Annotated in this window: 21 protein-coding genes and 1 tRNA gene; 11 read left to right on the top strand and 11 right to left on the bottom strand. The window is 56.9% G+C overall.

The window, feature by feature from the left end; translation table 11 throughout:
- Positions 1-5 precede the first annotated feature (5 nt).
- Positions 6-773, bottom strand: a complete 768-nt coding sequence (locus tag PFER_RS03800) for an RAD55 family ATPase (protein WP_157255047.1) — start codon at positions 771-773, stop codon at positions 6-8.
- 172 nt (positions 774-945) lie between these two features.
- On the opposite strand from PFER_RS03800, the gene tuf reads away from it, so the two are divergent.
- The 4 genes from tuf to PFER_RS03780 all read left to right on the top strand — a co-directional run bounded on the left by tuf (position 946) and on the right by PFER_RS03780 (position 3626).
- On the top strand, positions 946-2232 hold the full coding sequence (gene tuf, locus PFER_RS03795) for a translation elongation factor EF-1 subunit alpha (protein WP_048148927.1): 1287 nt from the start codon (positions 946-948) through the stop codon (positions 2230-2232).
- Positions 2233-2291: 59 nt separating this feature from the next.
- The gene (gene rpsJ, locus PFER_RS03790; protein ID WP_048148926.1) at positions 2292-2600 is read left to right on the top strand and encodes a 30S ribosomal protein S10; all 309 of its coding nucleotides are present in this window, start codon (positions 2292-2294) and stop codon (positions 2598-2600) included.
- A 17-nt stretch (positions 2601-2617) separates the two neighbouring features.
- Positions 2618-2704, top strand: a tRNA-Ser gene (locus PFER_RS03785).
- Positions 2705-2783: 79 nt separating this feature from the next.
- Positions 2784-3626: a DMT family transporter gene (locus PFER_RS03780; protein ID WP_048148925.1), complete on the top strand. Its 843-nt coding sequence runs from the start codon at positions 2784-2786 to the stop codon at positions 3624-3626.
- On the opposite strand, the gene panB is transcribed toward PFER_RS03780, so the two are convergent.
- Positions 3623-4477 carry a 3-methyl-2-oxobutanoate hydroxymethyltransferase gene (panB, locus tag PFER_RS03775; RefSeq protein WP_048148923.1) on the bottom strand — a complete coding sequence of 285 codons (855 nt, stop codon included), beginning with the start codon at positions 4475-4477 and terminating at the stop codon, positions 3623-3625. The genes PFER_RS03780 and panB overlap by 4 nt on opposite strands.
- Before the next feature lie 153 nt (positions 4478-4630).
- Between panB and PFER_RS03770 the strand changes: the two genes are divergently transcribed.
- The 4 genes from PFER_RS03770 to PFER_RS03755 are packed head-to-tail and all read left to right on the top strand — an operon-like array spanning position 4631 to position 9326.
- The gene (locus tag PFER_RS03770) at positions 4631-5059 is read left to right on the top strand and encodes an archease (protein ID WP_048148922.1); all 429 of its coding nucleotides are present in this window, start codon (positions 4631-4633) and stop codon (positions 5057-5059) included.
- 9 nt (positions 5060-5068) lie between these two features.
- Positions 5069-6010, top strand: coding sequence for a tRNA (cytosine(49)-C(5))-methyltransferase (locus PFER_RS03765; protein ID WP_048148920.1), 942 nt, complete (start codon positions 5069-5071; stop codon positions 6008-6010).
- Complete coding sequence (locus PFER_RS03760; protein ID WP_245612430.1) at positions 5994-6407, top strand: methyltransferase RsmF C-terminal domain-like protein; 414 nt, start codon at positions 5994-5996, stop codon at positions 6405-6407. The genes PFER_RS03765 and PFER_RS03760 overlap by 17 nt, the downstream gene beginning before the upstream one ends.
- Before the next feature lie 36 nt (positions 6408-6443).
- Entirely contained in the window at positions 6444-9326 is a 2883-nt protein-coding gene (locus PFER_RS03755; protein WP_048148918.1) for an intein-containing RctB family protein, read from the top strand.
- A 5-nt stretch (positions 9327-9331) separates the two neighbouring features.
- On the opposite strand, the gene PFER_RS03750 is transcribed toward PFER_RS03755, so the two are convergent.
- From PFER_RS03750 to PFER_RS03735, 4 genes are read right to left on the bottom strand one after another with little or no spacing between them, the layout of a single operon-like run.
- Positions 9332-10321 carry an ABC transporter permease gene (locus PFER_RS03750; protein ID WP_048148916.1) on the bottom strand — a complete coding sequence of 330 codons (990 nt, stop codon included), beginning with the start codon at positions 10319-10321 and terminating at the stop codon, positions 9332-9334.
- Between the two features lie 4 nt (positions 10322-10325).
- Positions 10326-12506, bottom strand: coding sequence for an NEW3 domain-containing protein (locus PFER_RS03745; RefSeq protein WP_048148914.1), 2181 nt, complete (start codon positions 12504-12506; stop codon positions 10326-10328).
- Positions 12507-12515: 9 nt separating this feature from the next.
- The gene (locus PFER_RS03740; RefSeq protein ID WP_048148912.1) at positions 12516-13433 is read right to left on the bottom strand and encodes an ABC transporter ATP-binding protein; all 918 of its coding nucleotides are present in this window, start codon (positions 13431-13433) and stop codon (positions 12516-12518) included.
- A 4-nt stretch (positions 13434-13437) separates the two neighbouring features.
- A complete protein-coding gene (locus PFER_RS03735) occupies positions 13438-14370 on the bottom strand; it encodes an ABC transporter permease (protein ID WP_048148911.1) in 933 nt (310 codons plus the stop codon).
- 118 nt (positions 14371-14488) lie between these two features.
- Here PFER_RS03735 and moaC point away from each other — a divergent pair, with 118 nt between their 5' ends.
- Positions 14489-14965: a cyclic pyranopterin monophosphate synthase MoaC gene (moaC, locus tag PFER_RS03730; RefSeq protein ID WP_048149119.1), complete on the top strand. Its 477-nt coding sequence runs from the start codon at positions 14489-14491 to the stop codon at positions 14963-14965.
- On the opposite strand, the gene PFER_RS03725 is transcribed toward moaC, so the two are convergent.
- Positions 14946-15434, bottom strand: coding sequence for a hypothetical protein (locus tag PFER_RS03725; RefSeq protein ID WP_048148910.1), 489 nt, complete (start codon positions 15432-15434; stop codon positions 14946-14948). The two genes, moaC and PFER_RS03725, sit on opposite strands and share 20 nt — an antisense overlap.
- An 86-nt stretch (positions 15435-15520) precedes the next feature.
- Between PFER_RS03725 and PFER_RS03720 the strand changes: the two genes are divergently transcribed.
- Positions 15521-17239 (top strand): DNA mismatch repair protein, encoded by a 1719-nt coding sequence (locus tag PFER_RS03720; protein WP_048148908.1) that lies wholly within the window; start codon positions 15521-15523, stop codon positions 17237-17239.
- 28 nt (positions 17240-17267) lie between these two features.
- Here the strand turns inward: PFER_RS03720 and PFER_RS03715 are convergent, their stop codons facing one another.
- The 4 genes from PFER_RS03715 to PFER_RS03700 are packed head-to-tail and all read right to left on the bottom strand — an operon-like array spanning position 17268 to position 20343.
- Positions 17268-18215: a radical SAM protein gene (locus PFER_RS03715; protein ID WP_048148907.1), complete on the bottom strand. Its 948-nt coding sequence runs from the start codon at positions 18213-18215 to the stop codon at positions 17268-17270.
- Entirely contained in the window at positions 18199-19023 is an 825-nt protein-coding gene (locus PFER_RS03710; RefSeq protein ID WP_048148905.1) for an NAD(P)/FAD-dependent oxidoreductase, read from the bottom strand. The genes PFER_RS03715 and PFER_RS03710 overlap by 17 nt, the downstream gene beginning before the upstream one ends.
- Entirely contained in the window at positions 19005-19637 is a 633-nt protein-coding gene (locus tag PFER_RS03705) for an isochorismatase family protein (protein ID WP_084593900.1), read from the bottom strand. The genes PFER_RS03710 and PFER_RS03705 overlap by 19 nt, the downstream gene beginning before the upstream one ends.
- A 37-nt stretch (positions 19638-19674) precedes the next feature.
- Positions 19675-20343 (bottom strand): Kae1-associated kinase Bud32, encoded by a 669-nt coding sequence (locus PFER_RS03700; protein ID WP_048148903.1) that lies wholly within the window; start codon positions 20341-20343, stop codon positions 19675-19677.
- Between the two features lie 201 nt (positions 20344-20544).
- On the opposite strand from PFER_RS03700, the gene thsB reads away from it, so the two are divergent.
- Positions 20545-22206, top strand: coding sequence for a thermosome subunit beta (thsB, locus tag PFER_RS03695; protein ID WP_048148901.1), 1662 nt, complete (start codon positions 20545-20547; stop codon positions 22204-22206).
- Positions 22207-22254 lie beyond the last annotated feature (48 nt).

Here is a 22254-nt window from a genome sequence, read left to right as displayed (position 1 = left end):
CTCTTCTACTCTTTGTGAATTACTATTCTGCCGTGCTTAATGGAGAATGCGTAAGTTGCGGGCTCAAACGCCTCCAGCGGCGACTTTATCACGTTCATTGCCTCCTCCCCGAAGGGCTTCCCCTCGGGCTTGGAGGAGAACTCAATTACGTACTCGCTAAGTTCCGTGAGCCACGCTATGAACCTCTGGGACACGCGATCCTTGTTAACGTTCAGGATGTTTACGGGCCTCTTCCTCTCGGGTGCGCTCGTGAGGTAGGCCTGCTCCTTGTGGGCGAGGTTGCTGCGCAGTATGCGTATTATGGTGTCCTCCCCAATCTCGAAGGCCATGCCGTCCGTTGTGAAGTTAACCCCCACTGCCCGCTTGTCCCCAATCTTCTCCTTTATGATGCGGGAGTAAACCTGAAGGAACTTGGGGATGTACGTCTGGGCATCGAAGTTCTCCACCTGGTACACGTAGTCGAGGTCGTAGCGTATGCCGTATCTGGAGCCGAAGAAGTCCACTATAGCCAGGTTTCCTTTTTTGCCTTCCGCCTCCATGTCAATACCAAGGAGCCTCATGCGCAGCCCCAGCCTGCTCACGGGAAGGTTGTAGTTCATGAAGAGGCCGAAGTCACCGTCTTTGATTCTCTCTTTCATTATGTGGAAGCTCAAAAGCCAGCCTAAGGAATAAGAGTCGTATATGAGGAGCATGACAGTATCCTCAAGGAATCCTCCACCGAGAGCCTCGTCGAGCGTTTTATCCCCCACACTCAGAATCTTCATCCACATCACCCCATGAGGAATTAGAGTTAACTTTTTAAACTCTTTTTGGTAGTTTGGAGTGGACTCGTGAGGCTCTCTCGAACCGCGGCAGGTTCCCTGCCGGAGAGAGCCGAGGTTACAGAAAGATTTAAAAAGCCATCCCTATCAGTAGGGTTAGGTAGAAATTTGGAGGTGTGTTGAGATGGCAAAGGAGAAGCCACACATTAACATTGTGTTTATCGGACACGTCGACCACGGAAAGAGCACCACCGTCGGAAGGCTCATGTTCGAGACCGGCCACATTCCGGAGCAGGTCATCAAGAAGTTCGAGCAGATGGGTGAGAAGGGTAAGTCCTTCAAGTTCGCCTGGGTCATGGACAGGCTCAAGGAAGAGAGGGAGAGGGGTATCACCATTGACGTTGCCCACATGAAGTTTGAGACCCCCAACAAGTACTTCACCATCATTGACGCTCCCGGTCACAGGGACTTCGTCAAGAACATGATCACCGGTGCCAGCCAGGCCGACGCGGCCGTCCTCGTCGTTGCCGTCACCGACGGTGTCATGCCCCAGACCAAGGAGCACGCTTTCCTTGCGAGGACCCTCGGTATCGGCCAGATGATCGTGGCCGTCAACAAGATGGATATGGTCAACTACGACGAGAAGAAGTTCAAGGCCGTTGCCGACCAGGTCAAGAAGCTCCTCATGATGCTCGGCTACAAGGACGTGCCGATCATACCCATCAGCGCGTGGGAGGGAGACAACGTCGCCAAGAAGAGCGACAAGATGCCCTGGTACAACGGCCCGACCCTCGTCGAGGCCCTTGACAAGCTCCAGGAGCCGCCCAAGCCCGTTGACAAGCCGCTCCGCATCCCGATCCAGGACGTTTACTCAATCAAGGGTGTCGGTACCGTCCCAGTTGGCCGTGTCGAGACCGGAAGGCTTAAGGTCGGTGACGTCGTCATCTTCGAGCCGGCCTCAACGATCTTCCACAAGCCCATCCAGGGTGAGGTTAAGAGCATCGAGATGCACCACGAGTCAATGCCCGAGGCCCTTCCGGGTGACAACATCGGTTTCAACGTCCGTGGTGTCGGTAAGAACGACATAAAGCGCGGTGACGTTGCCGGACACACCGACACTCCGCCGACCGTCATCAGGACCAAGGACACCTTCAAGGCCCAGATCATCGTCCTCAACCACCCGACCGCCATCACCATCGGCTACACCCCGGTCCTCCACGCCCACACCGCTCAGGTTGCCGTCAGGTTCGAGGAGCTCCTCGCCAAGCTCGACCCGAGGACCGGTAACGTCGTTGAGCAGAACCCGCAGTTCATCAAGACCGGTGACTCAGCCATCGTCATCCTCAGGCCGACCAAGCCGCTCGTCCTCGAGCCGGTCAAGGAGATACCGCAGATGGGCAGGTTCGCCATCCGTGACATGGGCCAGACCGTCGCTGCCGGTATGGTCATCTCAATCCAGAAGGCCGAGTGAAGGGCCTTTCTCCTTTAATTCCCCTTTTTAAAATCTAAAACTTCAAGGGGTGTTCCAGGATGCAAAAGGCAAGGATTAAACTCGCGAGCACCAATGTTCGCTCACTTGATGAGGTCGCCAACCAGGTCAAGCAGATTGCAGAGAGGACTGGAGTCAGGATGAGCGGTCCCATACCCCTCCCGACGAGGAGGATAAGGATAACCACCAGGAAGAGCCCCGATGGAGAGGGCACCGCTACCTTCGACAAGTTCGAGCTCCGTGTCCACAAGAGGCTCATCGACATAGAGGCCGACGAGAGGGCCATGCGCCAGATCATGCGCATCCGCGTTCCCGAGGATGTCACCATCGAGATTGAGCTCATCTCATGATTCTCCCCTTTTTAAGCGCCGGGGTAGCCTAGCCAGGGAAGGCGCGGGCCTGGAGAGTCCGTGGGCGTTAGCCCGCCAGGGTTCAAATCCCTGCCCCGGCGCCAAAACCCTTGTAACGTAGCATATTCTCCCGCGACACCAAACGGGGGAAAGGCATTTAACGTATCCATGCGAATCCATGTCATGACGTCAAAAGGGGAGACCTTCGGCACAGTTTTTGCGTTCGCGGGACTCTTCATTTACGGCATCGAACCTGTGGTGATAAAGACAAACCCATCAAATCCGCTGAGCTTTGCGGCCTTCTCGGCCCTCGTTGCTTCCCTGCTCCTCTGGCCCCCGCTCCTAAAACGCCGCTCCCGATCCCAGTGGACACCGAGGGATGTGGGGAAAGCCTTTTTGGTGGGTCTCTCCGGAACGGCCCTGGCTTACCTCGCGTACTCCTACGGGGCGAGGATGAGCACCGCGATAAACGCCGCCCTCCTGACGCGTGCGGAGGTGGTTTACTCGTTCGTCCTCTCCTATCTCTTTCTGCGCGAGCGCATAACCACGAGGTCGGTAGGCTACGCCCTTCTGACCCTCCTGGGCCTTCTACTCGTCCTTACAGGCGGTAGAATGATAACGCCCGAGAAGGGGGATGTGCTCCTTCTCCTTGTTCCCCTCTTCTGGCAGATTGGCCACGTTATAGCGAAGACACTCCCCTACGACGCGGTTACCATCGCGGCGCTCAGAAACACCTTTGGAGCACTTCTCCTGCTCCTCCTCGCCCTCTGGAACGGGCTCGATTTCCATCCCCTGGCCGTCGTGGAGGGGGCCATCATTGCCCTGGGGCAGGTTCTCTGGTACGCCTCGATAAAGCGCATAAACCTCTCGAAGGCCACCGTCATAATAACGCCCGCACCGGCAGTTGCTATAGCCCTATCGCTTGCTCTGGGTGAGACTTTAATGCTCACACACGTCGTGGGCTTTCTAATGATAACGGTGGGGACTCTGGGGATGGCAAAAACCAAGAGTGAGAAGAGAGCTTAATCTTTTTCCAGCATCTCAAGGGCCCTCTGAGCCTTTTTTCTAAAGTCGTCCTTGTCGAGGAACTCCCAGTAGTGCCCCTTCCCCGGGAACTTCCCCTCCTTGACATCCTCGCGGTAGTTCTCGAGGGCGAGCCTTATCATTCCCCCTATGTCCGCGTACTTTTTCACGAAGGGCGGAACGTTTTCGTATATGCCGAGGAGGTCGTGCCACACCAGAACCTGCCCATCAACCCATGGGCCGGAGCCTATGCCTATCGTGGGGATGGAGATTTCCTCCGTAACGAGCTTCGCCACGTCAGCCAGCGTGAACTCAAGGACGACGGCAAAAGCCCCGGCCTTCTCAAGGGCCCTAGCATCGCGGAGGATTTCCTCTATCTCCTCCTCGTTCTCGCCCATAAGTCTGTAGCCGCCTAGGCGGAGGTAGCGCTGGGGTGTTAAGCCCGTGTGCCCCATAACGGGAATCCCCATGCGGACGAGCTTCCTCACGAGCTCCCTGTGGTCATGGCCGCCCTCTATCTTTACCGCATCAGCTCCAGCCTGGATCAGTCTTATCGCGTTCCTAACGCCCTCCTCAACGCTCACCTCGTAGCTCCCAAAGGGCATGTCCGCTAAAACGAGCGCCCTCTTCACGGCCTTCGCCACGGCCCTTGTGTGGAAGACCATCTGCTCCATGGAGACGTTTAGCGTGTTTTGCTCGCCGTATACAACCATCCCGAGCGAGTCTCCAACGAACACTATGTCCATCCCGGCTTTGTCAGCTAACATAGCCGATGGGTAATCGTAAGCGGTCACCATGGTTATCTTTTCCTTCCCCTTCCTCTCGATAATCTTCTTGGGTGTTATCTCCCTCATGTCACCACCGGCATCATTTCGACGGCGGTCTAATTAACGGTTTCGCTTGGGGGTGAATTTATAAGGTTCCTCTCTCCAGAGAGACTAGGGTTCGTGTAATTCCCAATATCGCTGAACTCTTCAGATAAACCCGTCAGAGAGGAGGGTGGGATTGTGAGAGAATGGGAGCACTACGAGCACACCGCGGACATAGGCATTCGCGGCTACGGCGAGACCCTGGAGGAGGCCTTTGAGGCAGTTGCGCTGGCGCTCTTCGACATCATGGTGGACGTGAGGAAGGTCGAGCCTAGGGAGTGCAGGGAAGTTGAGGTCGAGGGCGAAGACCTGATGGCACTTCTCTACAGCTTCCTAGAGGAGTTACTGGTTCTCCACGACATGGAGGGGCTCGTCTTCGGCGACGTGAGAGTGAACATCGAAAAAACCGAAGAGGGCTACGGGCTCAGGGCCAGGGCCTGCGGTGAGGTTCTCGACTACGAGAAGCACGGGCCGAAGGAGGAAGTTAAAGCCATAACCTACCACGAGATGAGGATAGAGAAAATCCCCGACGGCAGGTGGATGGCCCAGCTGGTCCCAGACATATGAGGTGGTTGCATGAGTGCGAGGGATGAAGTAAGGGACATGAACAGGGGATTCTATGAGCGCTATTCCAACCTGGACGATTCGGACGAGTTCTGGGAGTTCACCCTTAGGCCGCTCCGCCAGAGCATAAGGATTAACACCCTGAAGGCGCCCCTGGAGATAGTGAAGGCCCGCCTTGAGGAGGAGTACGAGCTCGAACCGATACCCTGGGTGCGTGAGGGCTTCTTCATAAACACCCGTGATTTCGGCACCATGGTGGAGTATTCCCTTGGCCTCGTCTTTCCACAGGAGGCCAGCTCCATGATTCCCCCCGTAGTTCTGGAGCCCCGGGAGGGAGAGCTTATCCTCGACATGGCGGCGGCACCTGGGGCAAAGACCACGCAGATAGCCCAGTACATGAGGAACACCGGCTGTCTTGTGGCGAACGACATGAAGAAGTGGAGGGCCAACATCCTGCTGGCCAACCTCAACCGCTTTGGTGTCCTCAACGCGATTGTGACGGTGAAGGACGGTTTCCATTTCGGCCGCTTTGAGGGGAAGTTCGACAGGGTACTCCTCGACGCGCCGTGTTCGAGCGTGGGGATGGTGAGGAAGAGATTTAAATTCCTCACGGACTGGAGGCTCAGGAAGGTAATAACATACTCGAACATCCAGAAGAAGCTCATAAGGGCCGCCTACAGGGCCCTCAAGCCCGGTGGGGTGCTCGTCTACTCTACCTGTACGATAGACCCCCTCGAAAACGAGGGGGTTGTTGATTACCTCCTCCGGAAGACGGACGCGAGATTGGAGAGGATAGACCTGCCCGTGAAGGGCACCGAGCCTGTGCTCGAATGGGAGGGGAAGAGCTACTCTGGAGAGATTAAAAAGGCCCTGCGCATCCACCCCCAGGACAACGATACGGAGGCGTTCTTCATAGCAAAGATAGTTAAGCCGGGTGATGGCCATGACTCCTGAGGACGTGAGGAGGCTCCTGATAGAGGGCTACGGCTACGCGCCCGATGTGGGGTTCATATTTAAGGGCAAGCGAAAGGTTTACGTCCAAGGGAGTTGCCCGGGGGAGGTTAAAGGGGAGGGGGGTGTGTACTTCGGCAAGGTTGAGAGCGACGGCATAAGGCTCACGATTGAGGGGAGCTTTCTGGTGGGACCAAAGGCGACGAAGAACGTTATAGAAATTTCCTGGAAGGACACGAAGCGCTGGCTTTCAGGGGAGGACATCAGCGTGGAGTTCGAGGGCAACGCATGGGTGATTCTCCACCACGGCCCCTACTGGCTGGGTGGGGGCAAGGCCGTCAACGGCGTTGTGAAGAACTACGTCCCAAAGGACAGACGGCTGAACCCCTCGAAAGTTTAAAATAATTTTAGGGTGACCTAAGAAGGGGGTGAGGGTATGGTTCCGCTGAAGAGGATAGACAAAATAAGGTGGGAGATACCGAAGTTCGATAAGAGGATGCGCGTCCTCGGAAGGGTCTACGCCGATGACCAGCTCATCGAGAAGATGAGGAAGGACAGGACGCTGGAGCAGGCGGCCAACGTCGCGATGCTCCCGGGCATTTACAAGTACTCCATCGTAATGCCGGACGGACATCAGGGCTACGGCTTCCCAATCGGCGGTGTGGCCGCCTTTGACGCAAAGGAGGGCGTAATAAGCCCCGGAGGGGTGGGCTACGACATCAACTGCCTTGCCCCGGGCACCAAAGTCCTCACGGAGCACGGATACTGGCTGAAAGTTGAGGAGATGCCCCAGAAGTTCAAGCTCCAGGGGCTTAGGATCTACAACACGGATGAGGGACACAACGACTTCTCACGGATAGCTTTTGTGGCCGAGAGGGAAGTTGAAGAGGGTGAGAAGGCCGTTAGGATAGTCACGGAAACCGGGACTATAGTTGAGGGAAGTGAGGATCATCCGGTTCTAACCCCGGAGGGCTACGTCTACCTTGGAAACATAAGGGAGGGTGATTACGTCCTGGTTTATCCATTCGAGGGCGTCCCCTACGGGGAGAAGAAAGGCATCCTACTTGATGAGAGCGCCTTCGAAGACGAGGACCCTCAGGTGGTAAAGTTCCTCCGCGAGAGGAACCTTATTCCGCTTCAGTGGGACGACCCGAAGATTGGAACAATCGCGAGGATACTCGGCTTTGCCCTGGGCGATGGTCATCTTGGCGAGATGGGTGGAAGGCTCACCCTGAGCTTCTACGGAAAGGAAGAAACGCTGAGGGAGCTTAAGAAAGACCTTGAGAGCCTTGGCATCAGAGCCAGCCTCTACGTCCGCGAGAGGGACTACAGAATAGAGACCGTGAGCGGACAATACAGCGGCAAGAGCGTTTCGGCGGAACTGAGGGTTGCATCCAGAAGCTTTGCCCTCCTGCTTGAGAAGCTTGGAATGCCGCGCGGGGACAAGACAAAGGAGAGCTACCGCGTCCCTGAATGGATAATGGGTGCACCTCTCTGGGTCAAGAGGAACTTCTTGGCTGGGCTCTTCGCGGCGGACGGGAGCATCGTGGAGTTCAAGGGAGTGACGCCGCTCCCGGTAAACCTGACTCAGTCCAGGGATGAGCCGCTTGAAGAGAGCCTGCTGGAGTTCATGAACGACGTTGCCAGGCTCCTCGAAGAGTTTGGAATTAAGAGCACAGTGTACAAGGTAAAGTCGAAGAAGGGCGTTACCTACCGCCTGGCCCTCGTTGGAGAGGAGAGCATCAGGAACTTCCTGGGTAAGGTCAACTACGAGTACGACATTGAGAAGAAGGCGAAGGGGCTTATTGCCTACGCCTACCTGAAGTTCAAGGAGCGCGTGAAGGATGAGAGAAAGCGGGCGATGGAGACCGCCAGAAAGGTTTACGCTGAGACCGGGAGTATAGGCAAGGCCTACGGGGCCGTAAAGGGCAGGGTGAACAGGCGCTTCGTCGAGAGGACGATCTACGAGGGGGACAGAGAGCCGAGGGTTCCAAAGGACTTCCCGACCTTCGAGGAGTTCGCCAAAGAGAGGGGCTACGAGGGCGGCTTTGTCGCAGAAAAAGTTGTCAAAGTGGAGCACGTTAGGCCAGAGTACGACAGGTTCTACGACATCGGCGTCTATCACAAAGCCCACAACTTCATAGCCAACGGCGTCGTCGTCCACAACTGCGGCGTCAGGCTCATCAGAACCAACCTCACCGAGAGGGAAGTAAGGCCTCGCATCAAGCAGCTCGTGGACACGCTCTTCAAGAACGTGCCCTCCGGTCTGGGTAGCAAGGGCCGCGTGAGGCTCCACTGGACGCAGCTGGACGACGTTCTCGCCGATGGTGCCAAGTGGGCGGTAGACAACGGCTACGGCTGGAAAGAGGATTTAGAGCACCTCGAAGAGGGCGGAAGGATGGAGGGCGCCGATCCCAACGCCGTAAGCCAGAAGGCGAAGCAGCGCGGTGCTCCTCAGCTCGGTTCCCTCGGCTCAGGAAACCACTTCCTTGAGGTTCAGGTGGTTGACAAGGTCTTCGACGAGAAGATAGCGAAAGCCTACGGCCTCTACGAGGGACAGGTCGTCGTGATGGTTCACACTGGCTCTCGCGGCCTCGGCCACCAGGTCGCGAGCGACTACCTCAGGATAATGGAGAAGGCGAACAGGAAGTACGGAGTTCCTTGGCCTGACAGGGAGCTGGTCAGCGTCCCCTTCCAGACGGAGGAAGGGCAGCGCTATTTCAGCGCGATGAAAGCTGCTGCAAACTTCGCCTGGGCCAACAGGCAGATGATAACCCACTGGGTAAGGGAGAGCTTCGAGGAGGTCTTCAGGAGGAAGGCTGAAGACATGGAGATGGGGATCGTCTACGACGTCGCCCACAACATAGCCAAAGTTGAAGAGCACGAGGTGGACGGAAGGAAGGTAAAGGTGGTCGTCCACAGGAAGGGCGCCACAAGGGCCTTCCCGGCCGGCCACCCCGATGTCCCGAGGGCCTACCGCGACGTCGGCCAGCCCGTTCTGATCCCGGGTTCGATGGGCACTGCCAGCTACGTTTTGGCGGGAGCGGAGGGCTCCATGAGGGAGACCTTTGGAAGCACGTGCCACGGCGCCGGAAGGCTCATGAGCAGGCACGCCGCAACCAGGGCATGGAGGGGCGAGAAGATAGAGCGTGAACTGGCCACGCGCGGCATATACGTGAGGGCCGCGAGCAAGCGTGTCGTTGCCGAGGAGGCTCCAGGAGCCTACAAGAGCGTGGACAACGTCGTCAACACCGTCCACGAGGCGGGGATAGCGAATCTAGTGGCGAGAATGAGGCCGATGGGGGTTGCAAAGGGCTGAGCCCTTCACCCCCTAAGGTCGCTCGTCATGAAGCGAGCGTAGGCCACACTAAAGGGGAATATAAGCTCCACGAGCAATATTGCAAGGCTGTTGAAGCCCAGTGGGAACGCCTCCCCTATGGGGAGGTAATCCTGCAGCCCCTCGTCCCCCGCGAAGGCGCTCAATATCAGCTGGGCGTAGTGGTGGCCCGGCATGAGGAGGTAGAGGCGCCTCTGCCACATTTTTCTCTTGTTCTCCCACTCCCTCATGGCGGGACAGTCGTAGGAGGAAACAGTTATCTCATGCGGCCCCGTGGGGGTTTCCACTCTCTCGACCCTCGGCGGGCAGTAGGGCATTTCTCCGGCAATTTTGTCCGCCGTTACGTTGACCACGACGGGATATATCGTCGTGAGGAATATTGCGAGGATTATGGCCACGAGGATCGCCGTTTCGACCTTCCTTATGAGCGTCGAGAGGAGAACCCCGAGGCTCAGAAAAGTGAGCATGTAGAGGAGTGTGTGGAGAGAGGCTAGAAGGGCCCTAACTATGGATGGACCGTCAACGGGGGCCCCGATTATTAGGAGGTAGGCAATGGACACCACAAAACCGATCATGCTTATTAGCGCCAGCGCCAGTCCGTTGCCGATGAACTTCCCGTTTATCACCTGGTCCCTGTAAACGGGCCTGCTGAGGAGGACTTTTATGGTTCCCTCCTCCACCTCACGGTTGATGGTATCCGCCCCGAGGGATATCCCTATGAGCGCCCCAAAGACGCTGAGTATGGTTAGGTTGGCGATGAGCGAGAGGGAAACCGGCGTTAACGCCACCGTCCCCTCCGCCCCGTACATGCCGAAGTCCTCAACGCTCACGCTGCCCGCTAGGTTTAGAAGCTCGTCCCTTGCCGCGTAGTTGATGAGGAGGATTAAAACAACGTAAAAGAGGAGGAGGCCTATGAACCTCTTGCTCCTCACAGCTACGTAGAACTCCTTGAGGGCGATGTTGAGTTCGGGCGCCATGGGGCTACCTCCTGCCTATGCGCCTCATCATGAGGATAAGCCCTCCGAAAGCCACCACTAGGATTAAGAGTCCCACGTAGGCGGAGCTCGAACTCTGGCGCACCTTGACACTCAGCTCGGTCTGCGTTTCCGTCTTGTCTGCCTTGCCCTTCAGGGTTATTCTGTACTCCCCTGCGGGCACGGTTGAAGGAACAGTCAGGGTCAGGGTGAAGCGCTCCGCATCATAGCGCTCTATCTTGGCGACGCCCTCGGGCATCACCTGCGCCTCCCAACCCTCGGGAGTCTGGACTTCAATTCTGACGTTGGTCAGGGGCGCATCCCCATCGTTCCTCACGGTTATCGGTATGCTCTTGGACTCCCCGGCCTTCACAGAGACGAGGTAGTTGCTGAGGTCAAGGCTCATCTGGTACGAGCCGGTGATTTCAACCTCAATGGGCTCCTCAAAGCTCTCCCCCGCTGAGCTCCTCACGACAAGCGTGGCGTTGTACACCCCAACTTCGGCATCATAGGCGGGAACCACCTTGAGGTACACCGTCTTGGACTCCCCGGAGGCTACTTTAACGCTGTTCACTGCTATGTTGCCCTGCACGTCCTTCATGAAATCCACCGCCCAGCTCGGGGGGAGGCCCCTTAGCTCGAGGGAGTACTCGTCGTCGTTCTTGCCCCTGTTCACTATAGTAACCCCGTAGAGACTCTGGTAATCGAAGCCCGTGTAGAGGTGGTCGCTCTCAAGCTCGACCGTGAAGTAGTAGGCCTTCCTCTGGAGGGTGAGGGTCTTCTCGACGTTCTCCCCGTCCTCGAGGGTGAGTTCCTCGGTGAGTTCCTCGTATCCCTCCTTCTCCACCCTCACGGTGTACGTTCCGCCATCCAGCTCGAGCTTCACCGTTCCGCTGCTGTCCGCGGTGTGCACCTCATCGCCGATGCGCACGGTGGCCCTTGGAACCGGGTTCCCGTCCTCATCGGCGATGAGGAGGGTGAGCTTCGCCTTCTCCCCGGCGTGGGTCTTGTACACGAACACCGAAAATCCGTAGGTTCCGTTGTTTATGGCCACGTCTATCGGGTACTCACCGATTGAGGCGTTCCTGGGTGAGGCAACCACGAGGGTAAGGGTTTTCTGCACGGGCGTCATCGGAAGGACGAAGGAGCGTACCCTCTGCCCCTCGTACTCGAAGTGGACGTCCCAGTCGGAGGGCTTGTTCAGAACTGAGAGGGTGATCACCCTATCGTCGCCGTAGTTCGTGAGCCCTATCGGGAAGATCACCTTTTCTCCCGCCTCGCTCTCCACTGAGAGAACGCTCACGCTGACCTCGAGGTCATCCCCTTTTTCGACGTTTATCTTCACCTCGCCCGTCTCGTCCCCCACGGAGAACCTCACGACCTTCTCGCCGCTCTCACCGCGTGGTATCTCGACGTCGAGCTTTAGAACGGCCTGCTCCTTTGGGAGAAGGGTTATCCTGCTCACCTCGTAGCCGGTCTGTGCGTCCTTGAAGGTGACGTCCCAACCAGCTGGCTTGGCCACCACTTCGAGGAGGAGTGTGAGCCTATCATCGGCGTTGTTGGTCACGGTTACGGGGATTGATACAGTGGTTCCCTCCTTGGCGGAGACCACGTTGAACTTGTAGAAAACATCGTAATCCCTGCTCTCCTCGCGCTTCACCTCCACCCTGGCTTCATAAACCTTGAGAAGGCCGCTGGAGTAGGCGAGGGCGAGGGGCCCGAACTCAACGTCGCTTCCGTTCTCAATCGTGAACCTGTGGGCGGTTACGTCCCTCACCTCAAGCTCCACGCTTTCCTCGCTCACGTTGAGGAAGTTGATTGTGTAGCCATCGAGGGACTCGCTCTTCCCGACCTCGGGGGTTATCTCCCTTACCAGCGATGGCTTCCAGTAGAGCACGATGAAGGCCTCGGAGGAGTCAACGTTTCCAAGGAGGGCCTTCATCTTCCCGACCTCAACCTCCGTCCCGAACTTCGCCCTCTGCAGGGCCCGTATCGTTCCGTTTTCCTTCACCATGATGTAGGGCAGGTAGCTCTGGTCTAAGAGGAGCTTAACGGTGTAATCCCCCACCGTCAGCGTCTCCCCCACCTTCACCTTGCCTGAGAACACCTCAACCCAGACGTCTCCGGAACCTGTGGGCACGATGGAGAGCAGAAGCATGAGTCCTATTATTGGGGCAAGCCTCTTCATTTTATCACCTCACTCCCTTTTGTAGACGGTCCTGAGGAACACGTCCTCAAGGCTCGGCTCCTCCACATCGAGGCGTGTTATGAGCACGCCCATCTTTGAGAGCCGCTCCGAAACCTGGTCTCTAATATCATCCTTTGCAAATATAATAACCTTGTTGTCGGCGACCCTCTCCATCCTCGTGACATCCTCAAGGTCGAGCTCTGGTATTGGCCCTTTCGCCTCCACGGTTATCTCGTACCCTTCAAGCTCCATAAACTGCCTCTTGATGTCCTCAAGGGAGCCAAGGGCGCGGAGCTTCCCTCCCACGAGGATTCCGACCCTATCGCTGAGCTCTTCAACCTCACTCAGGATGTGGCTTGAGAAGAAGACCGTCTTCCCTTTCTTCCTCTCCTCCCTGACGATGTTCTTAACGAGGAACGCGCCCTCCGGGTCGAGACCGCTGGTGGGCTCGTCGAGGATTAAAACCTCGGGGTCGTTTATAAGCGTCTGGGCCAGGAGGAGACGCTGCTTCATACCCTTTGAGAACGTTTTGACCTTTCTGTAGCGGACGTCCCAGAGGCCAACCAGCTTCAGGAGTTCCTCTATGCGCTTCTCCTTCTCCGCCCTGCTGAAGTTGAAGAAGTTGGCGAAGAAGTCGAGGTTCTTCCACGCGGTAAGCTCCTCGTAGATGGTGGCGTTCTCCGGTAGGTAGCCTATGCGCTTCTTAACCTCCACGGGCTCCTTGAAGACGTCCCTTCCGAGTATCCTTATCTCGCCGGAGTCCGGGATTATGAGACCGATCATGCTGAGTATCGTGGTGGTCTTTCCGGCTCCGTTGGGCCCTAGGAACCCGAAGGTTATCCCATCTTCAACTTTCAGGCTTAAGCCGTCAACGGCCTTGAAGTCCCCGTAGGATTTCGTGAGGTTTTCAATCTCTATCGCGTACATGCCATCACCTCAAATCCATCCTCATGAAGCGGAGGTACGTGACCGCGAACGGGAGGAGCAGCATCACGACCATAGTGACAATATTCTGCCATACAAGGCTTAAGCTTTCTGTTATGGAACGCTCCTCGAATATGCCCTCCTCCATGAAGTTTAAACTCGTATAGTCCATCTTCACCCCGAGGAGGGCACCCACGACGGCCCCGTAGTGGGTTGAGGGGACGATGTAGTTCATCCTCATCACCGTTTTGTAGTAGTCCTCCGGTATCGCGGCGCTCCCTGGGTTCTCTGCGTATGCCATGAACTCGTCATGGTAGATGGCGAAGGCCACGAGGCTCGTCACCATCGGGTACACCAGCTGGAGGAAGATTATCAGCACGATGACTAATATGAGAGCGTTTGTGGGTTTTCTGACGAGGGCTGACACGAGCATGCCAATGGCGAGGAATATGAGCGTGTAAACGAGGGAGAACGGCATTGTAGTGAGGAACACCAATGCGTCATCCCCTCCAACGGGCACGCCGAGGAGCAGTGCGAGGGCTATGGTGAGTACGTAGAACATGGTCACGCCGAGGAAGAGAGTTACCGCCGAGCCCAGGAACTTCCCGTTCACCACCTCGTCCCTGTAAACAGGCTTGCTCAGGAGGCTCCTTATGGTTCCCTCCTCGAGTTCGCGGTTTATTATGTCGTAACCCATGGCCCCGCCGAGGAAGGGGAGGAGGAGCTGAAGGACGTTTGAGAATGAGCTCGTTAGCATGACCTTGAAGGGGCTCGCGCCCCTGTAGAGTTCTTCCATCTCCGGGATGCTGAGGAGCACCTTCCTCATGACGAGCACCATGGCCACGGAGAGGATGATGAAGATTGCCAGGATGACGTAGAAACGCTTCGTCCTGAGCTGAACGTAGACCTCCTTCAATGCAATGTTCCCAACGGCTCCCATCTTTTCCACCCTTCTGAATTCAACATAATGGCTTTATAAACATTACTAATCGGAAGTAAAATTCATGGGAGCTCAAAACCTTAAATACTCCGGTGGCGTACACATGGTGGTGGATGAGATGGGAAGGGAACTAACCCACGTTGACGAGAAGGGCGTTAAGATGGTCGAGGTCGGCCACAAGGGAGAAGTTTTTAGGAAGGCGGTCGCAAAGGGCAGGATAAAGCTGAAGCCAGAGACTATTGAGCTGATCAAAGCGGGAAAGACGAAGAAGGGTAACGTGATAGCGGCCGCACAGATAGCCGGAATCCTCGCGGTGAAGAGGACGCCTGAACTCATCCCCCTGTGCCACCCTATACCGCTAACCGGCGTGGATATCTCCTTCGAGTTTGGCGATGACTACATCGAGGCCACCTGCGAGGTCCGCGCCACGTACAAGACGGGCGTCGAGATGGAGGCCCTAACCGGCGTAAGCGTCGCCCTGCTGACGATATGGGACATGGTCAAGGCGGTGGAGAAGGACGAGAGGGGTCAGTACCCTGTGACGAGGATAGAGGGCATCCACGTGGTGGAGAAGGTTAAAGAGCCCCCTTCCTGAGGTAGCCGAGCACCGCGTAGTTCGTGATTTTTTCGAGCTCATTCCACAGTCCGAGGGTCATGAGCAGGGACAGGGGTACCCAGAGGCCTCCTTCCTCATGAATGATGTAGTATATCCCCGCGAGAATCAGGAGCACGGGTATCTCCATAACCGCCCTCCTGAGCCTGGAAACCCTCCCCATGACAAGGCGTTTGAGCGCGCCCTCGTCCCGCACGAGATACACATCTCCCCCGTTTGAGAAGGGGCCCTCACTCCAGAAGAGGAACCTCCCCGAGGGAACCTCCACAAGGTAAAGCCAGCTCCCCACGGGGGAGGCGAGGAACCCATCCACCTCGAGCTCCGTTGTGGTCTCGCCGAGCTTGAACATGCCGAGGCTTCTTTTCCTGAGCCCCTCTACGAATTCCTCCCCGAACTCTGCCTTTATATGCACGAAGTGGTACCTCGGTTTCACAAGCCTCTCCACCAGCATTTTAACACCCGTTAACGTAATGAGTGAAGGGCATTTAAACCTTGTCCTCCGCTAAGTTTTTTAGCTCCACCACCGTTTCAGCTTTGATGACGCTCAAACTCAACCCCGAGGCAAGGGAGGTATACCGTGCGATCCGTGAGGAGATAAGGAAGAGGTTAGTGCTGGAAGGAAGCTCCCCCCTCCTGGACAAATTCGAGCCAACCGGCGATGTTGGCGAGCTCCTCCGCAGGCGGAACTACCTCAGGGAGCACCTCCCCACGATAAGCCCGGAGATAGGGGAGTACCTCTCCAGGGTCAGGCCGATCCGCTTCCGCAGGGACTACCTCCACGACAGGGTTCTTCTCGTTGACGGGGAAGAGCTTGAGGCCGCTGAAAAGCTGGCTCTCTGCGACGTTTCAACGAATCCTGAGGAGGTGGAGGGCTATCCCCTCGTGCTGAGCACCGTCGGCTACGGCTTCGATGTTGAGCTCAGCCCCGCCGAGGTTGCCCCGGAGCTCTACATAATGCCCCTCTGGGAGAACAGGGAAACCCTAAGGGCTTTGGCTATCATAGGGAAGCTCACGGGGAGGGAGAGCGTTGCCGTTAGAATCCTCCGCGAGCTGGAGCCCCTGAGGGAGGTCATGGAGAAGAGAGCGGCTCTGGACGGACTTGAGGAACTTGTAGCGGAGAAGGAGCGCGAGCTCAACGAGAAAATTTCGGAGAAGCTTGAGAGGTTTTCCCTCACGCTCAGCGGGAAGGAGCTGCTCGAGTTCCTAAACGAGCTCAAGGAGGGCAACTACGAGGCCATCTTCTCCCACTTCGGCAGGATGGAGGACGAGATATTGAACCTGATAAACAGGGCCGAGGACGAGCTGAGCGAGAGGCTTGGATTGAGCGTGGAGCTCTTCTCCCGGGAGGAGATATACCCCCTTGCCGTCCCCCCCGAAAGGGTGGAGGCGCTTAGGGCTGAGCTTGAGAGGCAGCTCAAGGTTGAGCTCTACATGAGGAGCAGGGAAATCCTTGAGAGGGTCAGGAACTACATACCCGCCCTCAGAAAGGAGCTCTCGAGGGTTCACGAGCTTGACTTCCTCCTTGCGGTCAGACGCTTCACGGAGGGGTTTGTTTTTCCCGAGTTCGGCGAGGGTGTGGGGTTCGTTAACGGAAGGCACCTCTTCATAGGGAACCCCCAGCCGGTTAGCTATACCGTTGGGAGGGCCCTTGAGCTTGAGGGCACCGCCGGCGAGAGGGTTGTCATACTCACGGGGGCGAACAGCGGTGGAAAGACGTCCCTGCTCGAGCTGATAACGCAGGTGAGTGTGCTCGCGCACATGGGGCTTCCCGTGCCGGCGGAGAAAGCGGTGGTGGAGCCCCTGGATGAGATTTTCTTCTTCAGGAGAAAGAGGAGTGCCTACGGGGCGGGGGCGTTTGAAACTGCCCTACGCTCGTTCGTTCGTGCCCTCAAGGGCGAGGGGAGAAAACTCATACTCATAGACGAGTTCGAGGCGATAACGGAACCCGGTGCCGCCGTCAAGATAATCGGCGAGCTGCTTAAAGTAGCCCACGAGAAGGGCTTCTACGTCGTCATAGTGTCCCATCTGGGCGAAGACCTCAAGAAGGAGCTCCCCTTCGCGAGGGTTGATGGTGTAGAGGCGAAGGGACTGGATGAAAAGCTCAACCTCATAGTTGACAGGCAGCCGAAGTTCGGGAGGCTCGGAAGGAGCACCCCGGAGCTCATCGTGGAGAGGCTCGCGAGGAAGAAGCGCGGAAAGGAAAGGGAGATTTTCGAGAGGGTCCTGGGGGCGTTTAGGGACTCGGGTCCAGACTAGGGCGATAAATCGAAAGGGGGCACCCCCCTCAGCTCACCCTGAACTCAAAGCCCCTCGCGAACGTGTAAGCTTCTCTTAGCTCGGGCCTCTCCTTCAAAAACCTCAGGATGTACTGGCCGCAGTTCGAGCCGATGAGGTTCTCCCTCGTGTCCCCGACTGAGATTATGACGTCGTAGCCGAGCCTCCTAAGCTCATCAACGAACCTTCTGTGTCTCCTCGGCAGCCCCGTCTCGAGGTCAACGTCGTTCGTGAGCCTGTTTTTGAGGGTGCTGACCGTCGGGTTGAGCGGCGTTATCTTGATGAGGAAGTACTCCCTCGGGAAGTGCTCCGCTATCACGGAAGCGTCCGCCTCATTCTCCCTCGCGAGGGCGAAGTTCAGGGTTATCTTCTTGCCGCCCTCGTCGTAGAAGGCCATTCCGTACTCGGCTATCCTCTCGAAGTCCCACTTCCTGACCGGGATTATCTCGTCCCTCTGCTCCGGGTTCGTCGAGTGTATCGAGAACTGGAGCTGGAAGTTATTCCTAAAGAGCTCCTTCTTCAGCTCGAGGAGTCTCTCAAAGAACCCCTCCGTCCCTATCGGGGCTATCGTCGAGAGCGATGGGTGGAAGTTCTCGTAGCGCTCGCCGAGGAGGCGCATAGCCTCTAACACGGCCATGTTGAAGCTCGGCTCGCCCATCCTGGCGAACTGCACCTTGAACTTCCTTGTCTTCGGCTTCCCTCCCCAGCGCTTGGCTATCGGGTACTCTATCTGCTCCATCAGCTCGTCCAGATCGAGCCTCCCCTTGTAGAAGAAGCCAGCGTCGCACATCTTGCACCCAACGGGGCAGCCGTTGAGGGATGAGACTATGAGCACCCACTTCTCCGCCGGGTCGTAGGTCGGGATTGATTCGACGAACTCCACGATGTTGCCCTTAGAGGTCTTTCCGATGTAAACGACCGCCACTCTGGGGTCTCCAACCTCACTCAGTATCTCCATACTTCTCCCTCCTCCAGATCGTCATCGCGGTTCTTATTCCATCGGCTATCGCGAGGGCCGTCTGGCGGTAGATTCCGTTCTTAACGTCCCCCACGAGGAAAAGGTTCTCGTCCTTCAGTCCTTCTACGAGTTCGATGTTCGGGGTTCTTCCTATGGCCCCGAGCACAAGGTTGACCTCAAAGTTACCGGCACTGGTCACGGCTAAAAGCTTTTCCTCCCCGTTTTTGGGCCGAATTTCCCAGACCTGTCCCATCAGGGTTTTGATGTTTGAACGCCTCTTCACGAATTCCTGAAGGTAGGGGAGCGCCTTCGGCTCGCTCCTCATGAGGACTATCACCTCATCGGCCATCTCGCTCATTGTCAGGGCGTAGTCGAAGGCCACGTCGCCGCCGCCTATTATCAGAACCCTCCCGTAGTGCCGCCTTGGAACCTCGGCCACGTGATAAACCACTCCTTCAAAGGGAAGCTTTTTCGGCCTGGTTCCTGTGGCTATGACAAGGTACTTGAAGCGGTACGTCCCCCTGGGTGTCTCGACCTCGAAAAGCTCATCCCTCTTCCTGACCCCCTTGACCTCCTCGTAAATGATCCTCAGGCCGTACTTCCTCACGTACTCCTCCAGTATCTCAACGACCTCCTTGCCCTTTATCCCGTCGGGGAAGAACATCGTGTTCTCGACGGAGTAGGCGTTCCTTATCAGGCCGCCGATGCGCTCTTTCTCGAACACCACGCTCTCTATCCCATAGCGGGCGAGCTGGACGGCAGTCGCTATTCCGCCTATCCCCGCCCCGATTATTCCGACGAGAGCCATTCAAGCACCTCCTGGAGAAAGGGGGTCACGGCGAAGCCGTGCGAGAGGTTCCTGAGGGTGCCCTCATGGAAGAATCTGTTCTGGGTCAGCGTCCCGTCCACCGGGAAGACCACGTTGAAGCCCCTCACAAAGGCCCCCCGGGCGGTGGTCTCACAGCAGAGGTGTGTCATGACGCCGGTAACGATTACGGTCTCGACGCCCAGTTTCTGGAGGAGCCCCTCAAGCTCCGTGTCATAGAAGGCGTCGTAGGTGTTTTTCTCCACAACCACATTGGCGAAGGGCCTGAAATCGTCGAGGAGCTCGTTGAGAGGGTCGTCCCTCGGCATGTCACCGCCCCACCATCGGGCCATGTGGTCGGACCCGTGGTAGTGCCTGGTGAAGATTATCGGAACCTGGAGCTCCAGAACGCTGGAATAGAACTCCCTCAACCTCGGAACGAACCTCCCCGCCGAGGGCAAGAAGGCCCTGCTCTCGGGGCTTAGGAAGTACTTTTGGAGGTCTATGGCCAGAACGGCAGCCTTCCGGAAGGGCTTGACCCTCTCCCACTTCCTCTCCCTGAAGTAGCGCTCCCTCATCTCGGCGATGAATTCCCCGGTGAAGTAGTCTTCCTTCATGGTTCTAAAGGGACGTGAAAATTTTAAAAACCTATCCTCAGCCGACCCAGCTCCTCTCCCTGTACCTTCCGCGGCTCTCTATCTCCTCGAGCTTTTCCTCAATTTCCCTTCTAGCATCTTCACCCAGAACTTCGGCGTAGCCCTCCAGAACCGCCTCAAAGCCCTTCTCGAACCACCTGTAGTGGGTGCTCTCCATGGCCCTCCGGAGGAGGTGCAGGTCAACGCCCCTCGCTTCCAGCGTCGGGTCGAAGTCCGCCAAACCAAAGTCTATGAGGTAAACCTTCCCCTCTCTCAGAATCATGTTGGAGGTCGTCAAATCGCCGTGGACTATGCCCGCGTTATGGAGTTTGGCAACCTGTCTACCTATCTCCCTGCAGAGTTCCACACGCTCCCCCATTGGGACGCTCTCGAGGTGCTCCTTGAGGCGGTTCCCCTCGATGAACTCCATCACTATTATCATATCCTTAACATTGACCTCGTAGACGTGGGGGCAGTTGACCCCAAAGGCCTTCGCCCTGTGGAGAACCCTCGCCTCCCTCACAGTCCTCTCCTTTCTGAGCTTCAAATCTATCTCCCCTATGCGGTAGCGCTTTGGAATGCGGTGTTTCACCACGACCCTCTCGCCCGGGAGGAGGTTCGCCTCGAAGTACTCTTCAAAGTCCCCAAGGTAAATCTTTGCCTCCGCGCCCTGCTTTATCAGCTCCATTCTCCCACCACCGGATAGTAGGGGGGATCATTTAAAAACTCTCCCTTCGCTCCCTCTGGCGGTGTGGATGTAACGTCAATTTAATTGGGTTAGTTTTCTTGAATTGTCTAAAAATCCACTATAAATTGTCATATTGGACGAAAAGCTTTTATGGAAGACTAACGAAGGGGAAACGACACAAAATTTAAGGAGGAATGTGAAATGGCACAGTTAGTTGGACAGGGTGGACAGCCCGTCGTCATACTCCCGGAGGGGACCCAGAGGTACATTGGAAGGGACGCCCAGAGGCTCAACATCCTGGCCGCAAGAATTATAGCCGAGACCGTCAGGACCACCCTCGGTCCGAGGGGTATGGACAAGATGCTCGTTGACAGCCTCGGTGACATTGTCATAACCAACGATGGTGCGACCATCCTTGACAAGATCGACCTCCAGCACCCGGCCGCCAAGATGATGGTTGAGGTTGCGAAGACGCAGGATAAGGAAGCTGGAGACGGAACCACCACGGCCGTTGTCATCGCCGGTGAGCTTCTCAGGAAGGCTGAGGAGCTTCTTGATCAGAACATTCACCCGAGTATCATAGTTAAGGGTTACACTATGGCGGCCGAGAAGGCCCAGGAGATACTCGAGAGCATAGCCATAAGGGTTGACCCAGCCGACAGGGAGACCCTCATGAAGATAGCCATGACCTCGATCACCGGCAAGAGCGCCGAGGCCCACAAGGAGAAGATGGCCGAGCTTGCTGTCGGCGCGGTCACCCAGGTGGCTGAGAAGAAGAACGGCACCTTTGAGGTTGACATTGACAACATCAAGATAGAGAAGAAGATAGGCGAGAGCGTTGAGGACAGCGAGCTCGTCAAGGGCGTTGTCATCGACAAGGAGCGCGTCCACCCGAGGATGCCGAAGCGCATTGAAGGCGCCAAGATCGCCCTCATCAACGAGGCCCTCGAGGTCAAGAAGACCGAGACCGACGCCAAGATCAACATAACCGCCCCCGACCAGCTCATGAGCTTCCTCGAGCAGGAGGAGCGCATGCTGAAAGAGATGGTTGACCAGATCGCGGCAACCGGTGCGAACGTTCTCTTCGTGCAGAAGGGCATTGATGATTTAGCGCAGCACTACCTCGCCAAGGCGGGAATTCTCGCCGTCAGGAGAGTCAAGAAGAGCGACATGGAGAAGCTCGCGAAAGCCACCGGCGCTAAGATAGTCACCAACGTCAAGGACCTCACGAGCGAGGACCTCGGATTTGCGGAGGTTGTTGAGGAGCGCAAGATAGCCGGCGAGAGCATGATATTCGTCGAGGGCTGCAAGAACCCGAAGGCAGTGACCATCCTCATCCGCGGTGGAACCGAGCACGTCATTGACGAGGTTGAGAGGGCCCTCGAAGATGCTATCAAGGTCGTCAAGGACGTCATGGAAGACGGCGCGGTTCTCCCGGCCGGCGGTGCCTCGGAGATAGAGCTCACCATCAAGCTCGACGAGTACGCCAAGGAGGTTGGCGGTAAGGAGGCCCTCGCCATCGAGGCCTTTGCGGATGCCCTCAAGATAATCCCGAAGACTCTCGCTGAAAACGCCGGTCTCGACACCATTGACGTCCTCGTCAAGGTCGTCAGCGAGCACAAGACCAAGGGCAGGGCCATCGGTATTGACGTCTTCGATGGCGAGCCCGTCGACATGCTCGAGAGGGGCATAATCGAGCCGCTCCGCGTTAAGAAGCAGGCCATCAAGAGCGCCAGCGAAGCAGCCATGATGATACTCCGCATTGACGACGTCATAGCCGCGAAGGTCAGCAAGCCCGAGGGCGGTCAGGGCGGAATGCCCGGTGGAATGGGCGGTATGGGCGGAATGGACATGGGCATGTGATGCCCTTCCCTACATTTTTATGTTAAAAAACGACGTTTTCTGAAGCTT

The organism is Palaeococcus ferrophilus DSM 13482 (genome assembly GCF_000966265.1).
Classification (GTDB): Archaea; Methanobacteriota_B; Thermococci; order Thermococcales; family Thermococcaceae; genus Palaeococcus; species Palaeococcus ferrophilus.
The sequence above is the reverse complement of the archived record's forward strand: the minus strand, read 5'-3'. Positions and strand labels throughout refer to the sequence as shown.